Source organism: Pseudogulbenkiania sp. FW507-F1, from assembly GCF_058781125.1.
In genome coordinates, this window is record NZ_JBYSWM010000005.1 from 46,521 (window position 1) to 64,780 (window position 18,260).

The 18,260-nt window shown below is 65.8% G+C and carries 15 protein-coding genes; 9 read left to right on the top strand and 6 right to left on the bottom strand.

The window, feature by feature from the left end:
- Nucleotides 1-22: 22 nt before the first annotated feature.
- From AC3WG5_RS04620 to AC3WG5_RS04635, 4 genes are all read right to left on the bottom strand, one after another.
- Entirely contained in the window at nt 23-1,456 is a 1,434-nt protein-coding gene (locus AC3WG5_RS04620) for a coniferyl aldehyde dehydrogenase (protein ID WP_492567965.1), read from the bottom strand.
- Nucleotides 1,457-1,617: 161 nt separating this feature from the next.
- The gene (locus tag AC3WG5_RS04625) at nt 1,618-1,950 is read right to left on the bottom strand and encodes a tetratricopeptide repeat protein (protein ID WP_008952867.1); all 333 of its coding nucleotides are present in this window, start codon (nt 1,948-1,950) and stop codon (nt 1,618-1,620) included.
- Nucleotides 1,951-2,150: 200 nt separating this feature from the next.
- Nucleotides 2,151-5,132 (bottom strand): DNA translocase FtsK, encoded by a 2,982-nt coding sequence (locus AC3WG5_RS04630; RefSeq protein WP_492567966.1) that lies wholly within the window; start codon nt 5,130-5,132, stop codon nt 2,151-2,153.
- A 371-nt stretch (nt 5,133-5,503) separates the two neighbouring features.
- Nucleotides 5,504-6,397: a LysR family transcriptional regulator gene (locus AC3WG5_RS04635; RefSeq protein WP_482581354.1), complete on the bottom strand. Its 894-nt coding sequence runs from the start codon at nt 6,395-6,397 to the stop codon at nt 5,504-5,506.
- A 509-nt stretch (nt 6,398-6,906) separates the two neighbouring features.
- On the opposite strand from AC3WG5_RS04635, the gene AC3WG5_RS04640 reads away from it, so the two are divergent.
- On the top strand, nt 6,907-7,899 hold the full coding sequence (locus AC3WG5_RS04640; protein WP_492567967.1) for a TRAP transporter substrate-binding protein: 993 nt from the start codon (nt 6,907-6,909) through the stop codon (nt 7,897-7,899).
- A gap of 188 nt (nt 7,900-8,087) precedes the next feature.
- On the opposite strand, the gene AC3WG5_RS04645 is transcribed toward AC3WG5_RS04640, so the two are convergent.
- On the bottom strand, nt 8,088-9,023 hold the full coding sequence (locus tag AC3WG5_RS04645) for a LysR family transcriptional regulator (protein WP_492567968.1): 936 nt from the start codon (nt 9,021-9,023) through the stop codon (nt 8,088-8,090).
- Between the two features lie 224 nt (nt 9,024-9,247).
- Here AC3WG5_RS04645 and AC3WG5_RS04650 point away from each other — a divergent pair, with 224 nt between their 5' ends.
- From AC3WG5_RS04650 to AC3WG5_RS04675, 6 genes are all read left to right on the top strand, one after another.
- Entirely contained in the window at nt 9,248-9,901 is a 654-nt protein-coding gene (locus AC3WG5_RS04650; protein ID WP_008952872.1) for a hydrolase, read from the top strand.
- Nucleotides 9,902-9,963: 62 nt separating this feature from the next.
- A complete protein-coding gene (locus tag AC3WG5_RS04655; protein WP_492567969.1) occupies nt 9,964-11,814 on the top strand; it encodes an amidohydrolase in 1,851 nt (616 codons plus the stop codon).
- Between the two features lie 19 nt (nt 11,815-11,833).
- On the top strand, nt 11,834-12,061 hold the full coding sequence (locus AC3WG5_RS04660; protein WP_492567970.1) for a DUF1427 family protein: 228 nt from the start codon (nt 11,834-11,836) through the stop codon (nt 12,059-12,061).
- Nucleotides 12,058-12,213 carry a XapX domain-containing protein gene (locus tag AC3WG5_RS04665; RefSeq protein WP_008952875.1) on the top strand — a complete coding sequence of 52 codons (156 nt, stop codon included), beginning with the start codon at nt 12,058-12,060 and terminating at the stop codon, nt 12,211-12,213. The genes AC3WG5_RS04660 and AC3WG5_RS04665 overlap by 4 nt, the downstream gene beginning before the upstream one ends.
- A complete protein-coding gene (locus AC3WG5_RS04670) occupies nt 12,210-12,650 on the top strand; it encodes a DoxX family protein (RefSeq protein WP_492567971.1) in 441 nt (146 codons plus the stop codon). The genes AC3WG5_RS04665 and AC3WG5_RS04670 overlap by 4 nt, the downstream gene beginning before the upstream one ends.
- Nucleotides 12,631-13,341: a YoaK family protein gene (locus tag AC3WG5_RS04675; RefSeq protein ID WP_492567972.1), complete on the top strand. Its 711-nt coding sequence runs from the start codon at nt 12,631-12,633 to the stop codon at nt 13,339-13,341. The genes AC3WG5_RS04670 and AC3WG5_RS04675 overlap by 20 nt, the downstream gene beginning before the upstream one ends.
- Before the next feature lie 48 nt (nt 13,342-13,389).
- Here AC3WG5_RS04675 and AC3WG5_RS04680 read toward each other — a convergent pair whose 3' ends face one another.
- Nucleotides 13,390-14,280 carry a LysR family transcriptional regulator gene (locus tag AC3WG5_RS04680; RefSeq protein ID WP_014087474.1) on the bottom strand — a complete coding sequence of 297 codons (891 nt, stop codon included), beginning with the start codon at nt 14,278-14,280 and terminating at the stop codon, nt 13,390-13,392.
- A 96-nt stretch (nt 14,281-14,376) separates the two neighbouring features.
- Between AC3WG5_RS04680 and AC3WG5_RS04685 the strand changes: the two genes are divergently transcribed.
- Both AC3WG5_RS04685 and AC3WG5_RS04690 read left to right on the top strand, forming a co-directional pair.
- Nucleotides 14,377-15,843, top strand: coding sequence for an NADH-quinone oxidoreductase subunit L (locus AC3WG5_RS04685; RefSeq protein WP_492567973.1), 1,467 nt, complete (start codon nt 14,377-14,379; stop codon nt 15,841-15,843).
- Nucleotides 15,840-18,215 (top strand): YbcC family protein, encoded by a 2,376-nt coding sequence (locus AC3WG5_RS04690; protein ID WP_492567974.1) that lies wholly within the window; start codon nt 15,840-15,842, stop codon nt 18,213-18,215. Before AC3WG5_RS04685 ends, AC3WG5_RS04690 begins: the two co-directional genes overlap by 4 nt.
- The last annotated feature ends 45 nt before the right edge of the window (nt 18,216-18,260 follow it).

Below are 18,260 nucleotides of genomic sequence, written 5' to 3' on the forward strand. Positions count from 1 at the left end.
TGCCGGCAGATGACGCGGCTGCTCAACGCCGCAGTATCAGCTTCAGCAGCCAGCGTGCGCGGCTGCCGTAGGGCGGCCGCATCCAGGCGATGGCGTTCGGCCGCCCCTGCCGGAAGACCGGACGCAGCTTGGAGAACGCCTGAAAGCCCTCTCGGCCATGATAATGCCCCATGCCGGAGTGGCCGACGCCACCGAAGGGCAGATCGCCCTGCGCCACGTGCAGCATGGTCTCGTTGACCGTCACCCCGCCCGAGCGGGTCTGGCGCAGCACTGAGCGAACCCGTTGGGCGTTGTCGTCGAACAGGTAGAGCGCGAGGGGGTGAGGCCGCTGGTTGACGTAGGCGATTGCGGTCTCGATGGAGTCGTATTCGATCAGAGGCAGGATGGGGCCGAAAATCTCCTGCTGCAGCAGCGCGGCCTCCCGTGGGCAGTTCCACACCAGCGTCAGCGGGAAGGCGCGGCGAATGCGCCAGTCCTCGGGCGGCGGATTCACCTGGCGTATCTGCGCCCCTTTTGCTTTGGCATCGTCGAGCAGCCCTTCCAGGCGCTGCAGCTGGTCCGGGTTGATGATGGTGGTGTAATCGGGGTTGTCGACCCAGTGCGGGTAGCGTCGAGCCGCCTCCTTCTCGATGGCGTCGAGCAAAGCCTGACGCTCGCCGGCCGGAGCCAGCACGTAATCCGGCGCCACGCAGGTCTGGCCGGCGTTGAGCAGCTTGCCTGCCACGATGGCGGCCGCAGCACGCGCCGGCGAGAAACCGGGGGCGACGATGACCGGGGATTTACCGCCCAGCTCCAGCGTCACCGGCACCAGATGGTCGGCGGCGCCCTTCATCACCTGCCGCCCCACCTCGGTGGAGCCGGTGAACAGCAGATGATCGAAGGGCAGCGCACTGAAGGCCCGGGCCACATCGACGCCACCGTTGACCGTCTGCACCCATTCGGACCCCAGGTAGCGTTCCAGCAGGCTGGCCAACAGCTGGCCGGTGCGCGGGGTGAATTCGGACATCTTGATCATCACCCGGTTGCCGGCGGCCAACGCGCTCACCAGCGGGCCGAGCGCCAGGTAGAGCGGGTAATTCCATGGCACCACGATCCCCACCACGCCGAGCGGCTGCGGCTCGACCCAGGCCTGCCCTGGCCAGAACCAGAATGCCACGCCACGGCGCTGACGCTTCATCCAGCGCGGCAGGTGATGCCGAGCGTGGCGTATCGCCTCCAGCGTCGGGAACAGCTCCAACACGCGCGTTTCCACCTCGCTGCGGCGGCCAAAATCGGCCGATACCGCTTCCGCCAACGCAGCCTGGTGGTCGACCAGCAGGTGCGCCAGGGACTGCAACAGCGTGCGCCGCTGCGGTAGCGTCGAATCGTCCCGCTCGCGGCATAGCTGGCGCAGTGCTGCGAGCCGCTCCGACAAGGTCGGCGCGTCGCCCGCCACATCACGGTTATTGACGTCCATGTCTCGCCTCCGATCAACCAAACGATTGTTTGGCTTATTGGCACGCTGCGAGCATATCACCTCGAAGGGGCAGGACGACATCCGACGCTGTGAAACAGCATCGGCATCATCCTAAGGCGGGATTTGCAGCAGGCCCCCTTTCGGGGCGGACCATGGCGCGATCAGCCGGTCTCGCCCAGGCTTTTCTGCAGGCGGCGGGCAAACACGGTCATTTCCTTGACCGCCTGGATGTCGCCCTTGGCCTGGGCCACGGCGATGCCTTCCTGATAGACGGCCAGCGCCTCTCGCTCCTGACCGGCCGAGGCCAGCACCTTGCCCAGGAGCTTCCAGGCCGCCGAGTAGTCGTGCTGCATCGTCAGCGCCGCCCTCAGGTGCTTTTCGGCTTCGGCCCAGTCTTGCGCATGCACGTACTCGTTGGCGATGCCGAAGCGCAACAGCGCTCCGTCGCGCGGGGTATCGAGCAGTTTCAGCAGGTTTTGCAGTATTGGCGACATGGCCATCCCTCCGCTAGTTGAATGCTCCCCATGATCTCATATCCGCCCTATCCCGGAGCTGGACGGCGAAAAACGGGAACCGCCGGCTCCTTCACCGCTTGCCTCCTGGCCATGCCGGCCCGGTCAGCATTTGCCACGTTGGACATAAAACGACAAAAGCGCCGCCGAAGCCGCGCTTTTGTCATGGGAAAAAGCCGGGGCTAGAAAGAGCGGTCGGGCACCAGCACGGTACGGTTTCCGTTGCTCTCCATGGCGCTGACGATGCCGGCCGCCTCCATTTCTTCGATCAGCCGCGCGGCGCGGTTGTAGCCGATGCGCAGGTGGCGCTGTACCGACGAGATCGACGGCTTGCGCGTGCGCAGCACGATCTCAACCGCCTCGTCGTACAGCGGATCGGTTTCCGCCGTGCTCTTGCCGCCAGTATCAGCCGTGGCGGCCTCCTCCGCCTCCGCTTCGCCGGTGAGCAGCCCCTCCACGTAATCCGGCTCGCCGAACTGCTTGAGGTGCTCGACCACGGCGTGCACCTCCTCGTCGGTGACGAAGGCGCCGTGTACCCGCTGCGGGTAGCCGGTGCCCGGCGGCAGGAACAGCATGTCGCCCTGACCCAGCAGGCTTTCCGCCCCCATCTGGTCGAGAATGGTGCGGCTGTCGACCTTGCTCGACACCTGGAAGGCGATGCGGGTCGGGATGTTGGCCTTGATCAGGCCAGTGATGACGTCCACCGACGGGCGTTGCGTGGCCAGAATCAGGTGGATGCCGGCGGCACGGGCCTTCTGCGCGAGGCGGGCAATCAGTTCCTCGATCTTCTTGCCGGCCACCATCATCAGGTCGGCGAATTCGTCCACCACCACCACGATGAACGGCAGCGGCGCCAGCGGTTCCGGGGTTTCCGGCGTCAGGCTGAACGGGTTGGTGAGCTTGTGGCCGGCCTCTTCGGCCTCACGCACCTTCTGGTTGAAGCCGGCCAGGTTGCGCACGCCCAGCGCGCTCATCAGACGGTAGCGCTTCTCCATCTCGCCGACGCACCAGTTGAGCGCGTTGGCAGCGAGCTTCATGTCGGTCACGACCGGCGCCAGCAGGTGCGGGATGTCGTTGTACACCGACAGTTCGAGCATCTTGGGGTCGATCATGATGAAGCGCACTTCGTCCGGCGTGGCCTTGTACAGCATCGACAGGATCATGGCGTTGACGCCGACCGACTTGCCGGAGCCGGTGGTGCCGGCGACCAGCAGGTGCGGCGCCTTGGCCAGATCCATCACCACCGGCTGGCCGGTGATGTCCTTGCCCAGCGCCAGCGTCAGGCGCGAGGCGGAGCCCTGGAACACGTTGGCCGAAAAGATTTCCGAGAGGCGGATCATCTGTCGGCGCGGGTTGGGCAGCTCCAGCCCCATGCAGGTCTTGCCGGGAATGGTTTCGACCACGCGGATCGACGCCAGGCCCAACGCGCGCGCCAGGTCCTTGACCAGGTTGACCACTTGGTTGCCGCGCACGCCGACCGCCGGCTCCACCTCGTAGCGGGTGATAACCGGGCCGGCGTAGGCATCGACCACGCTAACCTTGACCTTGAACTCGGCGCATTTTTCCTCGATGACGATACCGCGTTCGAGCAGCAGCTCCTCGTTCTGAGGTTCTTCGAAACCGTCGGCCGGGTTGAGCAGCTCCAGCGGCGGCAGGCAGACCTCGCCGTAGATCACCGGCAAGGGGTGCTTATGCAGCACGGGGGCCGCGGGCGCGCGGGCGGGTTCCACGTCAGGCCAGATCGCATCCTCGGCCTCGATCTCGATCGGCTCGGAGACGGGATAGACTGACGCGGCCGTGGCGGCGGCAACCGGCTCGGCTTTCGGCCAACCTGATGCGGGTGCGGGTGCGGGACGCTCGCTGATCATTTCCCAGACCAGACCGGACGCCGGCCGCTGCGGCGTTTCAGGTGGCGTGGTGGCAACAGGTTCCGGCTCGACCTCCTCAACCACGGCAGCCGCCGGCTTTGACACCGCACTCCAGGCTGGCGCGGTAACCGCCGCTTGCCCCGACGCCGCGGGATCGGGCCGGGGGGCGGGCTCGTCGGGAGCCGCCTTCATCTTCATGTTGGGCACCGCGACGGCAACCGGGGCGGCGTCCGCCGCCGGCACCGGAGCCGGCGCGGACTCGCGAACAGCCGGTTCGCATTGCGGCGGGGGCTCCGTCACAACCGCTGTCGCCGGGGCCGGCGGCGGCGTTACGGCGACAAACTCGGGCATGGCCGGAGCGCTCGGCATGCTGACAGGCGCGGCATCGACAACGGTCCGAATCGCCGAAGGCGGCTCCATCGCGGCCGGCGGCATGATGGGGGCGCGTGGCGCGGCAACCGTGGCCGGCCGTGCCAGGGGCGGCGTGGCGATCACCGGTTTTGGCGGCACCACGACGGGACGCGGGCTGGCTGGCGCCGGAACACCCTTGAGCGGTTTGGCCACCGGGGTGAAGTGCTGCGGCGGCTTGTCGCCATGAATCTGGCGCAATTGCGCCCTCACCTCGTCGGCACCGATCAGCGGCAACTCCGGGGCAGTGGACTCGAGCCCGGCGCGGGGACGCCCACCCCCTTTCAGATCGTTCTCGCGCTGGCGCCGTCGCACGCCGGCGTGCAGGTTATGCTGCACGTCGGCCAGCCCGATCACCGGCAGCGCCGGGTTGGCCGGTTCGGCCTGGCGGCGGCGGGCGGGCGTCTGGAAACGGGGCAGCTCGACATGGGGCAGGTTCCTGTCGGGTGCGGGTGCGACCGAGCCGCGGCGAGCCGTCGCCGCTGGCGCGGAACGAGATTCCACGGCGTCGGCGGCCCCGGGCTGCACCCGCAGAGGCTCGGCCGGACGGCGCAGGGGGGCCTGGAAGCGCGGCAGTTCAACTTGCGGCAGACCGGGGTCCGGCATCGACGGAGTGCGCCGAGCCGGAGGCGCGGATGCGGGGCGGGACGCGGCGTCACCCGGCGCCGACACCGGTCGGGCCTCTTCCATGGCCGGCGAGGCGGGCTGATTCGGGCGCGGCACCGGCTCGAACAAGGTCGTGTCATCCCATTCCTCGGCACGCCGGTCATCGCCAATGTCGAACAGACGATCAAACCAGTGCGTGAGCTTTTCCAGCGGCAACCTGCCACTACGCACCAGCCAGGCACCCGCCACCACCACACACAGCAACAATAGGACCCACACCATCAAATCCAGCTTTCCATCTTGTCTTGAAGCGTAAACGCAAATTGTACCCGCTTTTATCACGACATCGTGCTCGCAAAGGCTGAGCCCCCCCTTGCTGACACAGGCTGCCGCATGCGCTCCCGGCCTTTCCTGCCCAGGCGGTGGAAATACAAAAGGGCCCCGGCAACGCTGGCGGGGCCCAAAGAGGAGAAATCTGATTTCAGCATAGCCCCTGGCGGGAGCTATGCCACCCTTCTAATTCGATTTTTGATCTACTCCGACTCAGGCAGGACTACAGGCCGGTGACGATAGCCATGCCAGCGCTCATTTCGACCCGCGCCCAGCCCGGAAACCGGCATTGTCGCGGCCCCAGACCGCACCTGCCGTGGCCTCTAACCACTCTCCGTGGATTCGCGCACCATCTGGTAGAGCGCGCCAGCGGCCGGCGAGAATTCGGCCGTTTTACGCGCGATCAGCACCAAGCCCCTGGCGATCACCGGATCGACCAGGGACAGCACGCGAATGCGCGGGTAGGCGTCGCTCTGCAAGGCCAGGCGCGGCAACACGGCGGCGCCGACCCCTTCCGCCACCAGCCCCAGCGCGGTGGAAACACGCTGCACCTCGTACACCGACTGCAGGGCCAGGTTCTGCCCCTCCAGGGCGCGGTCGAGCAAGGGCCGGTTGCCGCTGAACTGGCCGATCGAAATCAGCGAATAGGGCTCCAACTCTTTCCAGGAGAGCTGCGTGCGCTCGCTCAACGGGTGGTCGTCGCGACAGATCAGAACGAAGTCGTCCTCCAGCAGCGGGACGCTGCTCAGTTCGGCGTGGTGCGAGCCGGCGATGGTGATGCCGAACTCGGCCTCGCGCTGCAGCACGGCGCTGGACACCCCGGCGGAGGTGTGATCGAGGATCTTGATGCGGTTGTCAGGGTATTTGGCCGAATAGGCCTGGATGATCCGGGGCAGGAAGCGCACCCCCACCGTCGGCACGCAGGCGATGGTGACGCTGCCGCGCTTGAGCTTGCCGGTATCGCGGATTTCGCCCAGCGAGCTGGCAAGCTCCCCCAGCAAACGCTTGGCATGCGGTAGAAAATCCTCGCCGACGCGGGTCAGCGCCACCGAGCGCGTGGTGCGCTCGATCAGCTTGACGCCCAGGTACTCCTCGAGATTCTGCAGCCGTCGGGTGATGCCGGCCTGGGACAGGAACAGGCTTTCGGCGGCGGTCTGGAAGCTGCCGCTCTCCGCAATGGCAATGAAGGCCTGCACGCCGATCGTGTCGATTTTCATGAGCAATACTCAACAATCACTTATATCAATTCATTTTACTCATACCCAGCGGATGCGCACAATTCGGACATGGCCTCTGCCAGTACAGGCAGAGAAAACCCCGATTCCGCCCGCACCGCGAGCCAGCATGATCGGCACCGTTTCCACAGTGTGACTCCATTAAGCCGCCCCGCAATCAGGGCGGCTCTTTTTTTGGTCGAGGCGCCGGGAACGCGCCTCCGCCGCCATCTTGGATTGCGCCGCGCCAGCCGCTGCCGGTACGGAATTTCCTCCACTCGCCAAATACAGAAAAACTCATCAATACACAACAATAATGCATTTAACAAAAGAGAAGTCTCTGGCGACAATGGCCTCACCGAAGCGCGGAAGCGGAGCCTCCACCAAACCAAGGGTTGGCCGAACACCCACCACCGCGCGACGCCATGAAAAGAGCCTGAACGGCAGACACGATCACGATCGCTGTTGGCCCGACGGCCAGGAAGCCTACAACGTCAAGGAGAGACAGATTCATGAAGCGCCTGATCACCTCGCTGGCCATCGCCGCCGCCTTTAGCGCAACCGCCCCGGCCTTTGCCAGCACCCCCATCGTCATCAAGTTCAGCCACGTCGTCGCACCCGACACGCCGAAGGGCCAGGCTGCCGAGTACTTCAAGAAGTTGGCCGAAGAACGCACCAAGGGCCAGGTCAAGGTCGTCATCTATCCCAACAGCCAGCTGTACAAGGACAAGGAAGAACTGGAAGCGCTGCAACTGGGCGCCGTGCAGATGCTGGCGCCGACCACCAGCAAATTCGGTCCGATGGGATTGAAGGAATTCGAGGTCTTCGACCTGCCCTATCTCTTCATGAACGAAGACCAGGTGCACAAAGTGACGCGCGGCCCGGTCGGGCAAGCCCTGCTGAAAAAACTCGAGCCCCGGGGGCTCAAAGGACTGGCGTTCTGGGACAACGGTTTTCGCGTGTTCAGCGCCAACAGGCCGGTACGCACACCGCAGGACATCAAGGGCCTGAAGATCCGCATCAACTCGTCCAAGGTGAACACCGCCATCGTGCAGTCGGTCGGCGCCCTGCCCCAGACCATGGCGTTGTCCGAGGTCTACCAGGCCTTGCAGACCGGCGTGGTGGACGGCGCCGACGGCAACATTTCCAATCTGTACACCCAGAAGCAGTTCGAGGTGCAGAAATACATGACCAATACCCGCCACTCCTATAGCGGCTACGCCGTGGTGGTGAACAAGAAGTTCTGGGACGGCCTGCCCGGGGACATCCGCACCACGCTGGAAGGGGCGATGAAGGACGCCTCCGAGTACAACGACCAGATGGCCGAGAAAGACACCACCGCCGCCCTGAACGCCATCAAGGCTTCGGGCAAGACGCAAATCTACGAGCCCACCGCGGCCGAGAAAGCCGCCTGGGTGAAGGCGATGCAGCCGGTTCAGAACGAGATGGCCGCGCGCATCGGCACCGATACCGTCAAGGCCATCCACACCGCTCTTGCCAAGTAAACCGATACCACCGCAACGAACATCGGGCTCCCGCCGACGAGGGGAGCCCGATGTCTTCTCCCCCCGTTGGCCGAAGTGCCTTACCCCAGCAGCCATCTCCGAGTCCATCGCCATCTGTCAGCGCGATCACCATAGCCAACCGATCGCGTATCGCCGTTGCCGCCAACCCGGCAGGAGCTGACCTGCGCTTACAGGGACAAAGGCGTGGCCGCCAGCGTCTTGACGATCAGGGCATCGTTGATGAAATCCCCCTGCGAGAGCTTCTCGATCCACCACTGCACACCAAGCCCGGCATCGCCGGTATTCCAGGCGGCAAAGAACTGTTTGAGCGGCCGCGGCTCTTTCACTTCCTTGACCTTGAGCTTGCCCAGATTGGCGCAGTGCTGAACCAGGCAGCCCGGTAAAAAGCCGCAGCCGAGCCCGGCCAGTACGGCCTCCAGCTTCGCCTCGAGATTGGGCACCAGCAGGAAATCCTGGCCGATTTGCAGATCGAGCGGGCGCAATAATCGTTGCCGCGACGTATCCTGGATTTCGACCTGACGATACTGCCCGATCACCGAGCGGTCGAGCGGCTCCACGGCATCGGCGAGCGGATGCCCGGGGGCAACGGCGAAGGCGGACTGCACCTGGCCGATGGCACAGCTCGAGAAACCGGGCAGATTGGGCGCGTGATCCAGCGCGCCGATGGCGAAATCCGCCCTGCCGTCCAGCAGCGCCTCCCAAGGCCCGCCCGACACCTCGTGGCTGAACAGCAGGCGGGTTTGTGAGTTTTCCCCGTAAAAGGTCGTGATATACGGCAGCAAGATGCGGAACGGCAGGATGACGTCCACGGCGATGCGCAGCTCGCTCTCCCAGCCGGCTTCGATTTTCTTGGCGCGCCTCTCCAGCGCGATCGCCCCGCGCAGCAGACGCCGCCCGTCTTCCAGCACGGCCTGCCCGGTGGGCGTCAGTTTGGCCTTGAGGCCGGTACGGTCGAACAAGGTGACGCCCAGGTCTTCTTCCAGCTTGCCGATCATGTAGCTGATCGAGGACGGCACCTTGAACAAGGCTTCCCCCGCCGCGGCAAAGGAGCCGTGCCGGTCGATCGCATCCAGCACTTCCAGCGCTTCCAGACTCAGTTTCATCGCTCGTTTTTCCCCACAGGCCAGATGACAGCGTAGCGCGCCGCCGGCCGGCTTGCCATGGGGTTCGAAAAATGTGATCAGGCCGATCGGAAATCTTCGCTTGTGCCATTGGGGCGACAAAACTACTTTTCCAACACAAGACGCCGCCGCCGGACCTGCCTCCGGCGCACCGGTCTTGCGCGACAGTCACCCACCCATCGAGAAGCCCCTATCAGGAGACCATCATGCCCATCGCCAAAGCCCAGCCTGGCCAGACCCTGCTTGACCCGAGCAACCACACCCTCATCATGATCGACCACCAATCGCAAATGGCCTTTGCGACCAAGTCGATCGACGCGGTCACCCTGCGCAACAACGCTGCCCTGGTGGCAAAGGCTGCCAAGGAATTCCGCGTGCCGACCATTCTGACCACCGTGGCGGAGAAGAGCTTCTCCGGCCCGCTGTTCGATGAAATCAAATCGGTATTTCCCGACGAGTCGGCGATCGACCGCACCACCATGAACACCTGGGAAGACGGCCGCATCGCCGAGCGGGTGAATGCGATTGGCAAGGACAAGATCGTGCTGGCCGGCCTGTGGACCTCGGTATGCATCGTCGGCCCGGCCTTGTCGGCGCTGGATCAGGGCTTCCAGGTCTACGTGATCGCCGATGCCTGTGGCGACGTCTCCGACGAGGCGCACGAGCGCGCGATGGAGCGCATGGTGCAACAAGGCGCCCGCCCGATGACCTCGTTGCAGTACCTGCTCGAACTGCAACGCGACTGGGCGCGCGGGGAAACCTACAACGAAACCGTCGCCACCTCGATTGCGCATGGCGGCGGCTATGGCCTGGGCCTGATCTACGCCAAGACCATGTTCGGCGGCGGCGAAGGCCACTGAGCAGCGGCAGGCAAGCCAACCTGGGCCGGCCCCGACGACCGGCCCCTTCAGGAGAAGCTCCCATGAGCGCAGATCTGATTCTGTTCAACGGCCGGATCCACACGGTGGATCGGGAACACCCCGAGGCCACGGCGGTGGCCATAAAAGGCGACACGTTCCTTGCAGTCGGCGAAGCCGACGAGGTGATGCGGCACCGTTCGGGCACCACCCGCATGGTGGACTTGGGTGGCCGGACAGTGATCCCGGGCCTGAACGACTCCCACCTGCACCTGATCCGTGGTGGGCTCAACTACAACCTGGAGCTGCGCTGGGAGGGCGTACCGTCGCTGGCCGACGCCTTGCGCATGCTGAAGGAACAGGCCGACCGCACCCCCAACCCACAGTGGGTGCGCGTAGTGGGGGGCTGGACCGAATTCCAGTTCGCCGAACGGCGGATGCCCACGCTGGATGAGATCAACGCGGCGGCACCCGACACGCCGGTCTTCGTCCTGCACCTGTACGATCGCGCCCTGCTCAACCGCGCCGCCCTGCGCGCCGTGGGTTACACCAAGGACACCCCCAACCCGCCCGGTGGCGAGATCCAGCGCGACGCGGCCGGCAACCCCACCGGCATGCTGATCGCCCGCCCCAACGCGATGATCCTGTACGCCACCCTGGCCAAGGGGCCGAAGCTGCCGCTGGAATATCAGGTCAACTCGACACGCCAGTTCATGCGCGAGCTGAACCGCCTCGGGCTCACCAGTGCCATCGATGCCGGCGGCGGCTTCCAGAACTACCCGGAAGACTACGATGTCATCGCCGAGCTGGCGAAGAACAAGCAGTTAACCCTCCGCATCGCCTACAACCTGTTTACCCAGCGCAAGGGGCAGGAACTGGAGGACTTCCAGCAATGGACCGCCATGGTCAGCCCCGGCCAGGGTGACGACTTCTTCCGCCACAACGGCGCCGGCGAGATGTTGGTGTTTTCCGCCGCCGATTTCGAGGACTTCCTCGAACCGCGCCCGGACCTTGCGCCGCAGATGGAAGACGAGCTGGAAAAGGTCGTGCGCCACCTGGTGGCCAAGCGCTGGCCGTTCCGCCTGCACGCCACCTACGACGAATCCATCGGACGCATGCTGGACGTGTTCGAGAAGGTGAATCGCGATATCCCGTTTGACGGGCTGCACTGGTTGTTCGACCACGCCGAGACCATCTCGCCGCGCAATATCGAACGCGTGCGCGCCCTGGGCGGCGGCATCGCCATCCAGCACCGCATGGCGTTTCAGGGTGAATATTTCGTCGAGCGCTATGGCGCGGAAGCGGCCAGACACACCCCACCGGTCGCCCGCATGCTCGACATGGGCGTGCCAGTCGGCGCGGGCACCGATGCCACGCGCGTGGCCAGCTACAACCCGTGGACGGCGCTCTACTGGCTGGTTTCCGGCTGCACGGTGGGCGGGCTGCCGCTGTATGACGAGCAGAACCGGCTGTCGCGCGAAACGGCGTTGGAACTGTGGACGGCGGGCAGCGCCTGGTTCTCCAGCGAGCAAGGCAAGAAAGGGCGGATCAAGGCCGGGCAGCTGGCCGACCTGGCCGTGCTGTCGGCCGATTACTTCAGCGTAACGCCGGAAGCCATCAAGGCGATCGAATCGGTCTTGACCATCGTGGGCGGCAACATCGTCTACGGCGCCGATGAATTCACCCCGCTGGCCCCGTCAGCGTTGCCGGTCCTGCCGGACTGGTCTCCGGTCAGGACCGTGCCGGGCCATTACCGTGCCGCGCCGACACAGCAGCGCAATCCGCTGCCGCACCAGTGCCGCGGCGCTTGCGGCGTGCATGGCCATGCGCACGACAGGGCTCGCAAGTCAAACGTGCCGGTGTCCGACTTCGCCGGATTCTGGGGAGCGTTCGGTTGCAGTTGCTTTGCCTTCTGAGGCAGGAAGGAGCATCACCATGAACTATTGGAAAATCCTGCTCGGCCTGGCGTTGTCGTTCCTGATCGGATTCGGCTGTCGGCTGACCGGCATCCCGGCGGCGTCGCCGCCGGTCCTGTCCGGTGCCCTGCTGGTTTTCATGATGAGCATCGGGTACTGGTTGGTCGACCGCTACCTTGCCTCACGCCCTGCGCAAGAAAAGAAACACTGCGGCGGGCATGACTTGGGTAAAAGGAACGAAGCATGACAGCGCTGTTGATCGGTTCCGTCCTGGGCATCGCGGTCGGCGGCCTGTGCCGCTGGCTGGATATTCCCTCCCCCGCGCCGCCTTCCCCCATCGGCGCCCTGCTGGTGGTCGCCATGACGGCTGGCTACGTGATAGCGGGAAGCTTCGCATGAGCAGCCGCCAGAACAACGGCGGGCCCCATCCCGCCAAACCGGTTGACTTGACGCGCCGGCCGCGGCCGGACGCCGGCCTGCTGTTCCTGCGCCTGACGGGCAGCGGCTTGCTGCTCTACGTGCACGGCGTGCCCAAGCTGATCCACTTCAGCGCCGAACTGCAGCACATCGACGACCCCCTGCACCTGGGGCGCGGGGTGACGCTGGTGCTGGCGCTGTTTGCCGAAATCGCGTGCCCGCTGCTGATCGCCGCCGGCTGGCTGACGCGTCTGGCCACCCTGCCCATCCTGTTCCTGCTGCTCGTTTCCATGGCCTTGGTGCATCCGGATTGGGATGTGGCCACCGGCCAGTTTGCCTGGCTGCTGGTCATCGTGTTCGGCACGATCGCGCTGGCCGGCCCGGGGGAGTATTCGATCGATGGCCATCAGCACCGCTAGCAACGGCGCCGCGCCGCGCATCTCGTGGACCAGCGTGGCGCTCGGCTTTACCGCCGGTTATGTGGACACGCTCGGCTTCGTCGCGCTGTTCGGCCTGTTCACCGCACACGTCACCGGCAACTTCGTGCTGATTGGCAGCGAGCTGGCCAGGCCGAGCCACGGCGTGTTGATCAAGTTTCTCGCCTTCCCCGCCTTCGTGGCCGGGATCGCGCTGACGCGAGCGATCGTGCGCCAGCAAGAGCCACGGGGCACATCCCCGTTGCCGTGGCTCTATGGCATGCAGTTGATGCTGTTGGCCGGCTTCATGCTGGCAGGCCTCTACGCCTTGCCGCTTAGCGACAGCCGCTCCACGGCGGCGCTCGTCGCCGGCATGTTCGGTGCCGCCGGCATGGGGGTGCAAAATGCCGCCAGCCGGCTGGCGCTGAGCAAGCTCATCCCCACCACGGTGATGACCGGCAATGTCACCCAGCTGGTGATCGACCTGCTGGATCTGACCTGCCCCACGCCCGACCCGGCCGTCAGGGAACGCATCGTCAGGTTCCTGTGGCCCATTCTTGCCTTCGCCGTCGGCGCCATCGGCGGTGCCTTCGGCTACGTCAATCTGTCGTTTTGGGCCTTGCTGCTGCCCATCGGCATTCTTGCGGCGTTGCTGCTCGACGCCAGGGGGAACGATCCCAGGGGTGAAACATGACGGACAGCCTGCCGTCGCGGGAGGCGTCGACTCGGCCGCGTCCAGTATCTAGCCGGGCATCGAGAACTGCTGAAACAGGTCTTTCAAGTGCGGGGTTTCAAACCGACGCCTCACCGTGATGGCATAGAACGTTTCCTCCACGCCGTGCACTGAACCATATTTCTCCAGCAGGCCCTTGTTCAACTCGTCCTTGACCACGATGGCGGGAATCAGTGCCACCGCACCCGAGTCCCGCGCCAGCAAGCGCAAGGCAGCCATGTCATCGACTTCGGCGCGAATCCACGGCTCGATGCCCAATTGCTCGCACAGCAGGTCGAAGCGAACCCGGATTTCGCTTTTCGCGCTCGGCACGACCAATTGGTGGCGGGTCAGGACCTTGCCCAGGTCGAACCCTTCGCCGATGAGTCCCGGCGGCCCGATCAGGCAGACCTCCTGCCGCGCCAGGGTGCGGCAGCGCCAGGGGTGCTTGTCGTCGGCGATGACCGGGCGGTTGCTCAGCACCACGTCCAGCTCGTAGGCGCTCAGCCGGTTGAGCAGCTCTTCCAGCCCGCCCGCCTCCAGGTTCAGCTTGACGGCCTGTTTGCTCAACACCGGGTTCAGAAAGTTTTCCAGGAAATTACGCGACAGGGTGGAAACGCTGCCGATGCGCAGCTGCCCACCCTGTCCCGCATCCTGGCTGGTCGTCGCGGACAGCAACTCATTGCCCAGCGCAAAAATCGCTTCCGCGTAGCGCAACACGGAAGAACCCATTTCCGTCAGCAGCAGCTTCTTGCCTTCACGCAAGAACAGCGGCGTGCCGAGCTGCTCTTCCAGCTGGCGTATTTGCGCCGACAGCGCGGACTGCGAAATGTGCAGGCGTTCGGCTGTTCTGGTGAGGTGGCCCTCGGCCGCCACGCGCCAGAAGTAATAGAGGTGGTGATAGTTGAGTCGGCTTATCATTCGATAAAATAGATCGATTTGTACTTATTAATGTATTTTACCGAACATGATTTGCCGGGCATAGTGCCGCTGTCTCAATTCCGGCATGGTGTCCTTATGTTGTTGCTGTCCGAACACGCGCTGATTGCCCTGCTGTGGCTGCTGCCGGCCATCGGTACGCCAGCGCTGCCTCGTCACTGGTGGCTCGCCCAGGCCAGCGCGGCGGCCGGCGCCCTAGCCGCCGCGCTGCTGATGGCGGCCAAGGGAATCCAGCCCGCCTTGCTGTTCCAGCTTCTGATCCAGTTGCTGGCCTGGGTGATTCTGCGGTTCTCCGTCCGCTATCTGAGCGGCGAACAGGGCCAGGCCCGCTACCTGAAAGCGATTGGCTGGCTGCTTGTCGGTTCCACGCTGGTGGTGGCCAGCCGCGACTGGCCAACCCTGCTGGGCGGCTGGCTGCTGACCAGCCGGGCGCTGCACAGCCTGCTCACGTTCTATCCGTCCCGCCCCCAGGCCGGCATTGCCGCCCGGCGCGAGGCGGTGGCCAGCCGGCTGGCTGAACTGTGCTTGGTGCTGGGTGCGCTGTTGATCGCCTGGGCGGTCGGCTCGCTGCATTTCGCAGATGCGGCGCAGCCGCTGGCCGAGCCGCTGCGGCAAGCTGCACGAGCGCTGGGCGCCGTGCTGGTGGTGTGCTGCGTCTTGCTGAAAACCGCTCAGCTGCCTTTCCATGGCTGGCTGACCCAGGTCATGGAGGCCCCCACCCCGGTGTCGGCGCTGTTGCATGCCGGCGTGGTCAATCTGGGCGGCCTGGTGCTGATCAAGCTGGCGCCGCTGTGGAGCGTGGCGCCCGCCACGGCCTGGCTACTGACGCTGTGGGGCGGGGTCACCGCCGGCCTGGCCTGCTGGGTGATGCAAACCCGCATCAGCATCAAACTGCGCCTGGCCTGGTCTACCTGCGCGCAGATGGGCTTCATGTTGATGGAATGCGGCCTCGGGCAGTATTCGCTGGCCCTGCTCCACCTGGTGGCGCACTCCATTTACAAGGCGCACGCCTTTCTCAGCTCCGGCAGCCAGGTGCGCACCACCATCCGTCAATCTGCCTCGGCGCAGGCCAGCGGCGCATGGCGGCACCTTGCCAGCGGCATCGCCGGCATCGCGCTACTGGTAGCGAGTCTGCAGGCCTGGTCATATGCCCTTGCTCACCCCGTGCAACCGCCGCTGCTGCTGGTCGTGGTGATCGGCCTGGGGCTGGCCCCGCTGTGTCAGCGGCTGCGCGGCTACGTGCTGGCCTTGGCGCTGTGCCAGGCCTACCTGCTGCTGCACAGCCTATTTGCCCGCCTGCAGACCGACCATGCCGGGGCGCCGCTGTCCTGCCAGCTGCTGGTTGCGCTGTTCTTTGCCGCGCTCTACCTGCTGCAAGGCTGGCTGGTGCGTCATCCCGGCCACCGCCTCAGCCAACGGCTCTACGCGCTGGCATTCGGCGGTTTGTATCTGGACGAATGGTGGGTGCGCGCCACGGTGCGCTCCCGCCTGGCGATGCCGGGCAATCCAACCCTTTCCGGCGCTCAGGGAGGCCCCCGCTCATGACAAAGCCCGACCTTGACTGGCAGACGGCGGCAAACGCGGCGGCCAATCGCATCGCGCCAAGCTGGCCGCTGGACAGCCTGCTGGCCAGCTCCCCCTACTGGGGCTTGCGTGACAAGCCGTTTGCCCAGGCGCACGACTATCTGCATCGGCTGGCGGGCAGCGGCCTGCATCTCGACGAGACGCATTACCGGCGGCAATACGACAGCGGCCTGATCAGCCCCCGCCACTTGGACGCCGCCATGCGGGAGTACGGCGAAACCCTGTCGCCGGAACAGTGGCTGCTCGCCCCGGCAAACAAGCCGAGTCAGGAAAGTGCGGCGCTGCTGCTGAGCGACTTGCGGCCCGACCCGGCCGGCCACGCCGGGGTGCAGGCGTGGCGCCAGGTCGTCACGCAACAGATCAGCCAGTGTTGCGCGGCCTGGTTCGACCACGACCAGGCCGACTGGCAGCCAGACCGCCAGCGCAACCTGTACCAGTCGTGGCTGGAGGAAATGGCGATCCAGCCGGTCCCCACTCCCGACGCCAGGCTCAAGCAACGGCTGCAAGGGGCGATCGCAGGCTTGCCGGAGGACCATGACCGGCTCTTTCAACACGCGCTGGCACAGCTACAGCCCGCCAACCGTTGGCTCGACGACTGGTTTTATGCCCTGTTGCTGCGCAACAGCGGCTGGGCGGCATGGTGCCGCTACCAGCTGTGGCAGGCCGAACTAGCGGGCAAGCGCTGTTCGCTGCTGCAAGAGCTGCTGGCCATGCAACTGGCCTGGGAGTGCTTGCTCGATGACGGCGAGCGCGAGAGCGGCAGCCGCTGGCACCGCTGGCAAGCCGCCTGGTCCGAGACAGCGCCGACAACGCCGGCCGGCAACCGCGAGCTGATCTGGCAACGCGCCGCCGAGCTGGCCACTCATGCGCCCCTGCTGGCCGCCCTGCCGCGTCAGGACGCTCAGCCTGTGCGCGTCGGTCGCGAACTGCATGCGGTGTTCTGTATCGATGTGCGTTCCGAACCGATGCGCCGGGCGCTGGAACAGGTGATACCCGAGGCCAGCAGCGCCGGTTTCGCCGGCTTTTTCGGGCTGCCGCTGGCGATCCGCTTCGCCGGAGAAACCCGGACCCAGCCGCGCCTGCCCGGCCTGCTGGCGCCAAGCTGGGAAGCGCTGGCGCCGCCGGTGGAGAAGGGGCTCGAAGAGTGGGGTCATTTCCAGCGCGCCCCGCTGTCTTCCTTCACGCTGGTGGAAAGCGCCGGCCTGACCAAGGCCGGCAAGCTGCTGCGCAAGGCGTTTCCGCGCAAGACGCGCGCCACGTTGGCCGAAGTCGATCCCTGGCTGAACGGCGAGGACGAGGCCATGGTGTCGGCTGGCCGCCAGCTCGACACCGGGACCATCGTCTCGGTGCTGACCACGCTGCTGCCGGCCATGGGGCTCGGCGCCGACTTTCCCCGCACCGTGCTGTTGATCGGGCATGCCAGCCACAGCAGCAACAACCCGCAAGCCTCGGCGCTGCAGTGCGGCGCCTGCGGCGGACATGGCGGACACCTGCACGTGCTGTTGCTGAGCGACTGGCTGCACCGTCCAGCGGTACGTGTGGGCCTCGCCGCCGCCGGGCTGGCGATTCCGTCCGACACCGTGTTCCTGCCGGTGCTGCACCTGACCCATAGCGATGAGCTGCACCTCCTGCCGGCCAGCTCGCCAGACCCGGCCTTGCGCCAGCGCGCCGAAGCGCTGCGGCCCGTGCTCGACCAAGTGGAACGCCGCGCCCGCGCCCGCCGGGCTGGCATCGATGGCGTGCCGGACAACCTCGACGACGCCGAGCTGCTGGCGCTGCTGCGGCAAAAGGGGCACCACTGGGCGGAAACCCGGCCCGAATGGGGCCTGACCAACAATGCGTTCTTTATCGCCGCTCCGCGCGCTCGCACCGCGCAACTGGACCTGGGCGGGCGCGCCTTCCTGCAGGAATACGACTGGCGGCAGGATGCGGACGCCAGCCGGCTCACCGGCATCCTGGCGGGGCCGCTGGTGGTGGCGCACTGGATCAACATGCAGTACTTCGCTTCCGTGGTCGATCCCACGCGCTTCGGCAGCGGCAACAAGCTGTTGCACAACGTGGTGGGCGGCCGTATCGGCGTGTTTGAAGGCAATAGCGGCGACTTGCGCATCGGTCTTTCCTGGCAGTCAGTGCATGACGGCAGCCGCTGGCGGCATGAACCCTTGCGCCTGGCGGCCTGCATCGACGCGCCCGCCGTTTTGATCGAACAGGCCCTGGCGCGCCAGCCGGACGTGGCAAGACTCGTCGCCAACCGCTGGTTGCACCTGTACCGCATCGCCGAAGACCAACTGGAACAATGGCGCGAGGGCGACTGGCATGCCGCCGAGCTGTGAAGCCGCCGGCCTGCTGCGCTGTCCGCAACCCTTGAGAACCCAAGC

What these genes read in the sequence shown, in the direction of transcription:
- AC3WG5_RS04620 (WP_492567965.1), bottom strand. Translation starts at nt 1,456, where the DNA reads ATGGACGTCAATAACCGTGATGTGGCGGGCGACGCGCCGACCTTGTCG.
- AC3WG5_RS04625 (WP_008952867.1), bottom strand. Translation starts at nt 1,950, where the DNA reads ATGTCGCCAATACTGCAAAACCTGCTGAAACTGCTCGATACCCCGCGC.
- AC3WG5_RS04630 (WP_492567966.1), bottom strand. Translation starts at nt 5,132, where the DNA reads ATGGTGTGGGTCCTATTGTTGCTGTGTGTGGTGGTGGCGGGTGCCTGG.
- AC3WG5_RS04635 (WP_482581354.1), bottom strand. Translation starts at nt 6,397, where the DNA reads ATGAAAATCGACACGATCGGCGTGCAGGCCTTCATTGCCATTGCGGAG.
- AC3WG5_RS04640 (WP_492567967.1), top strand. Translation starts at nt 6,907, where the DNA reads ATGAAGCGCCTGATCACCTCGCTGGCCATCGCCGCCGCCTTTAGCGCA.
- AC3WG5_RS04645 (WP_492567968.1), bottom strand. Translation starts at nt 9,023, where the DNA reads ATGAAACTGAGTCTGGAAGCGCTGGAAGTGCTGGATGCGATCGACCGG.
- AC3WG5_RS04650 (WP_008952872.1), top strand. Translation starts at nt 9,248, where the DNA reads ATGCCCATCGCCAAAGCCCAGCCTGGCCAGACCCTGCTTGACCCGAGC.
- AC3WG5_RS04655 (WP_492567969.1), top strand. Translation starts at nt 9,964, where the DNA reads ATGAGCGCAGATCTGATTCTGTTCAACGGCCGGATCCACACGGTGGAT.
- AC3WG5_RS04660 (WP_492567970.1), top strand. Translation starts at nt 11,834, where the DNA reads ATGAACTATTGGAAAATCCTGCTCGGCCTGGCGTTGTCGTTCCTGATC.
- AC3WG5_RS04665 (WP_008952875.1), top strand. Translation starts at nt 12,058, where the DNA reads ATGACAGCGCTGTTGATCGGTTCCGTCCTGGGCATCGCGGTCGGCGGC.
- AC3WG5_RS04670 (WP_492567971.1), top strand. Translation starts at nt 12,210, where the DNA reads ATGAGCAGCCGCCAGAACAACGGCGGGCCCCATCCCGCCAAACCGGTT.
- AC3WG5_RS04675 (WP_492567972.1), top strand. Translation starts at nt 12,631, where the DNA reads ATGGCCATCAGCACCGCTAGCAACGGCGCCGCGCCGCGCATCTCGTGG.
- AC3WG5_RS04680 (WP_014087474.1), bottom strand. Translation starts at nt 14,280, where the DNA reads ATGATAAGCCGACTCAACTATCACCACCTCTATTACTTCTGGCGCGTG.
- AC3WG5_RS04685 (WP_492567973.1), top strand. Translation starts at nt 14,377, where the DNA reads ATGTTGTTGCTGTCCGAACACGCGCTGATTGCCCTGCTGTGGCTGCTG.
- AC3WG5_RS04690 (WP_492567974.1), top strand. Translation starts at nt 15,840, where the DNA reads ATGACAAAGCCCGACCTTGACTGGCAGACGGCGGCAAACGCGGCGGCC.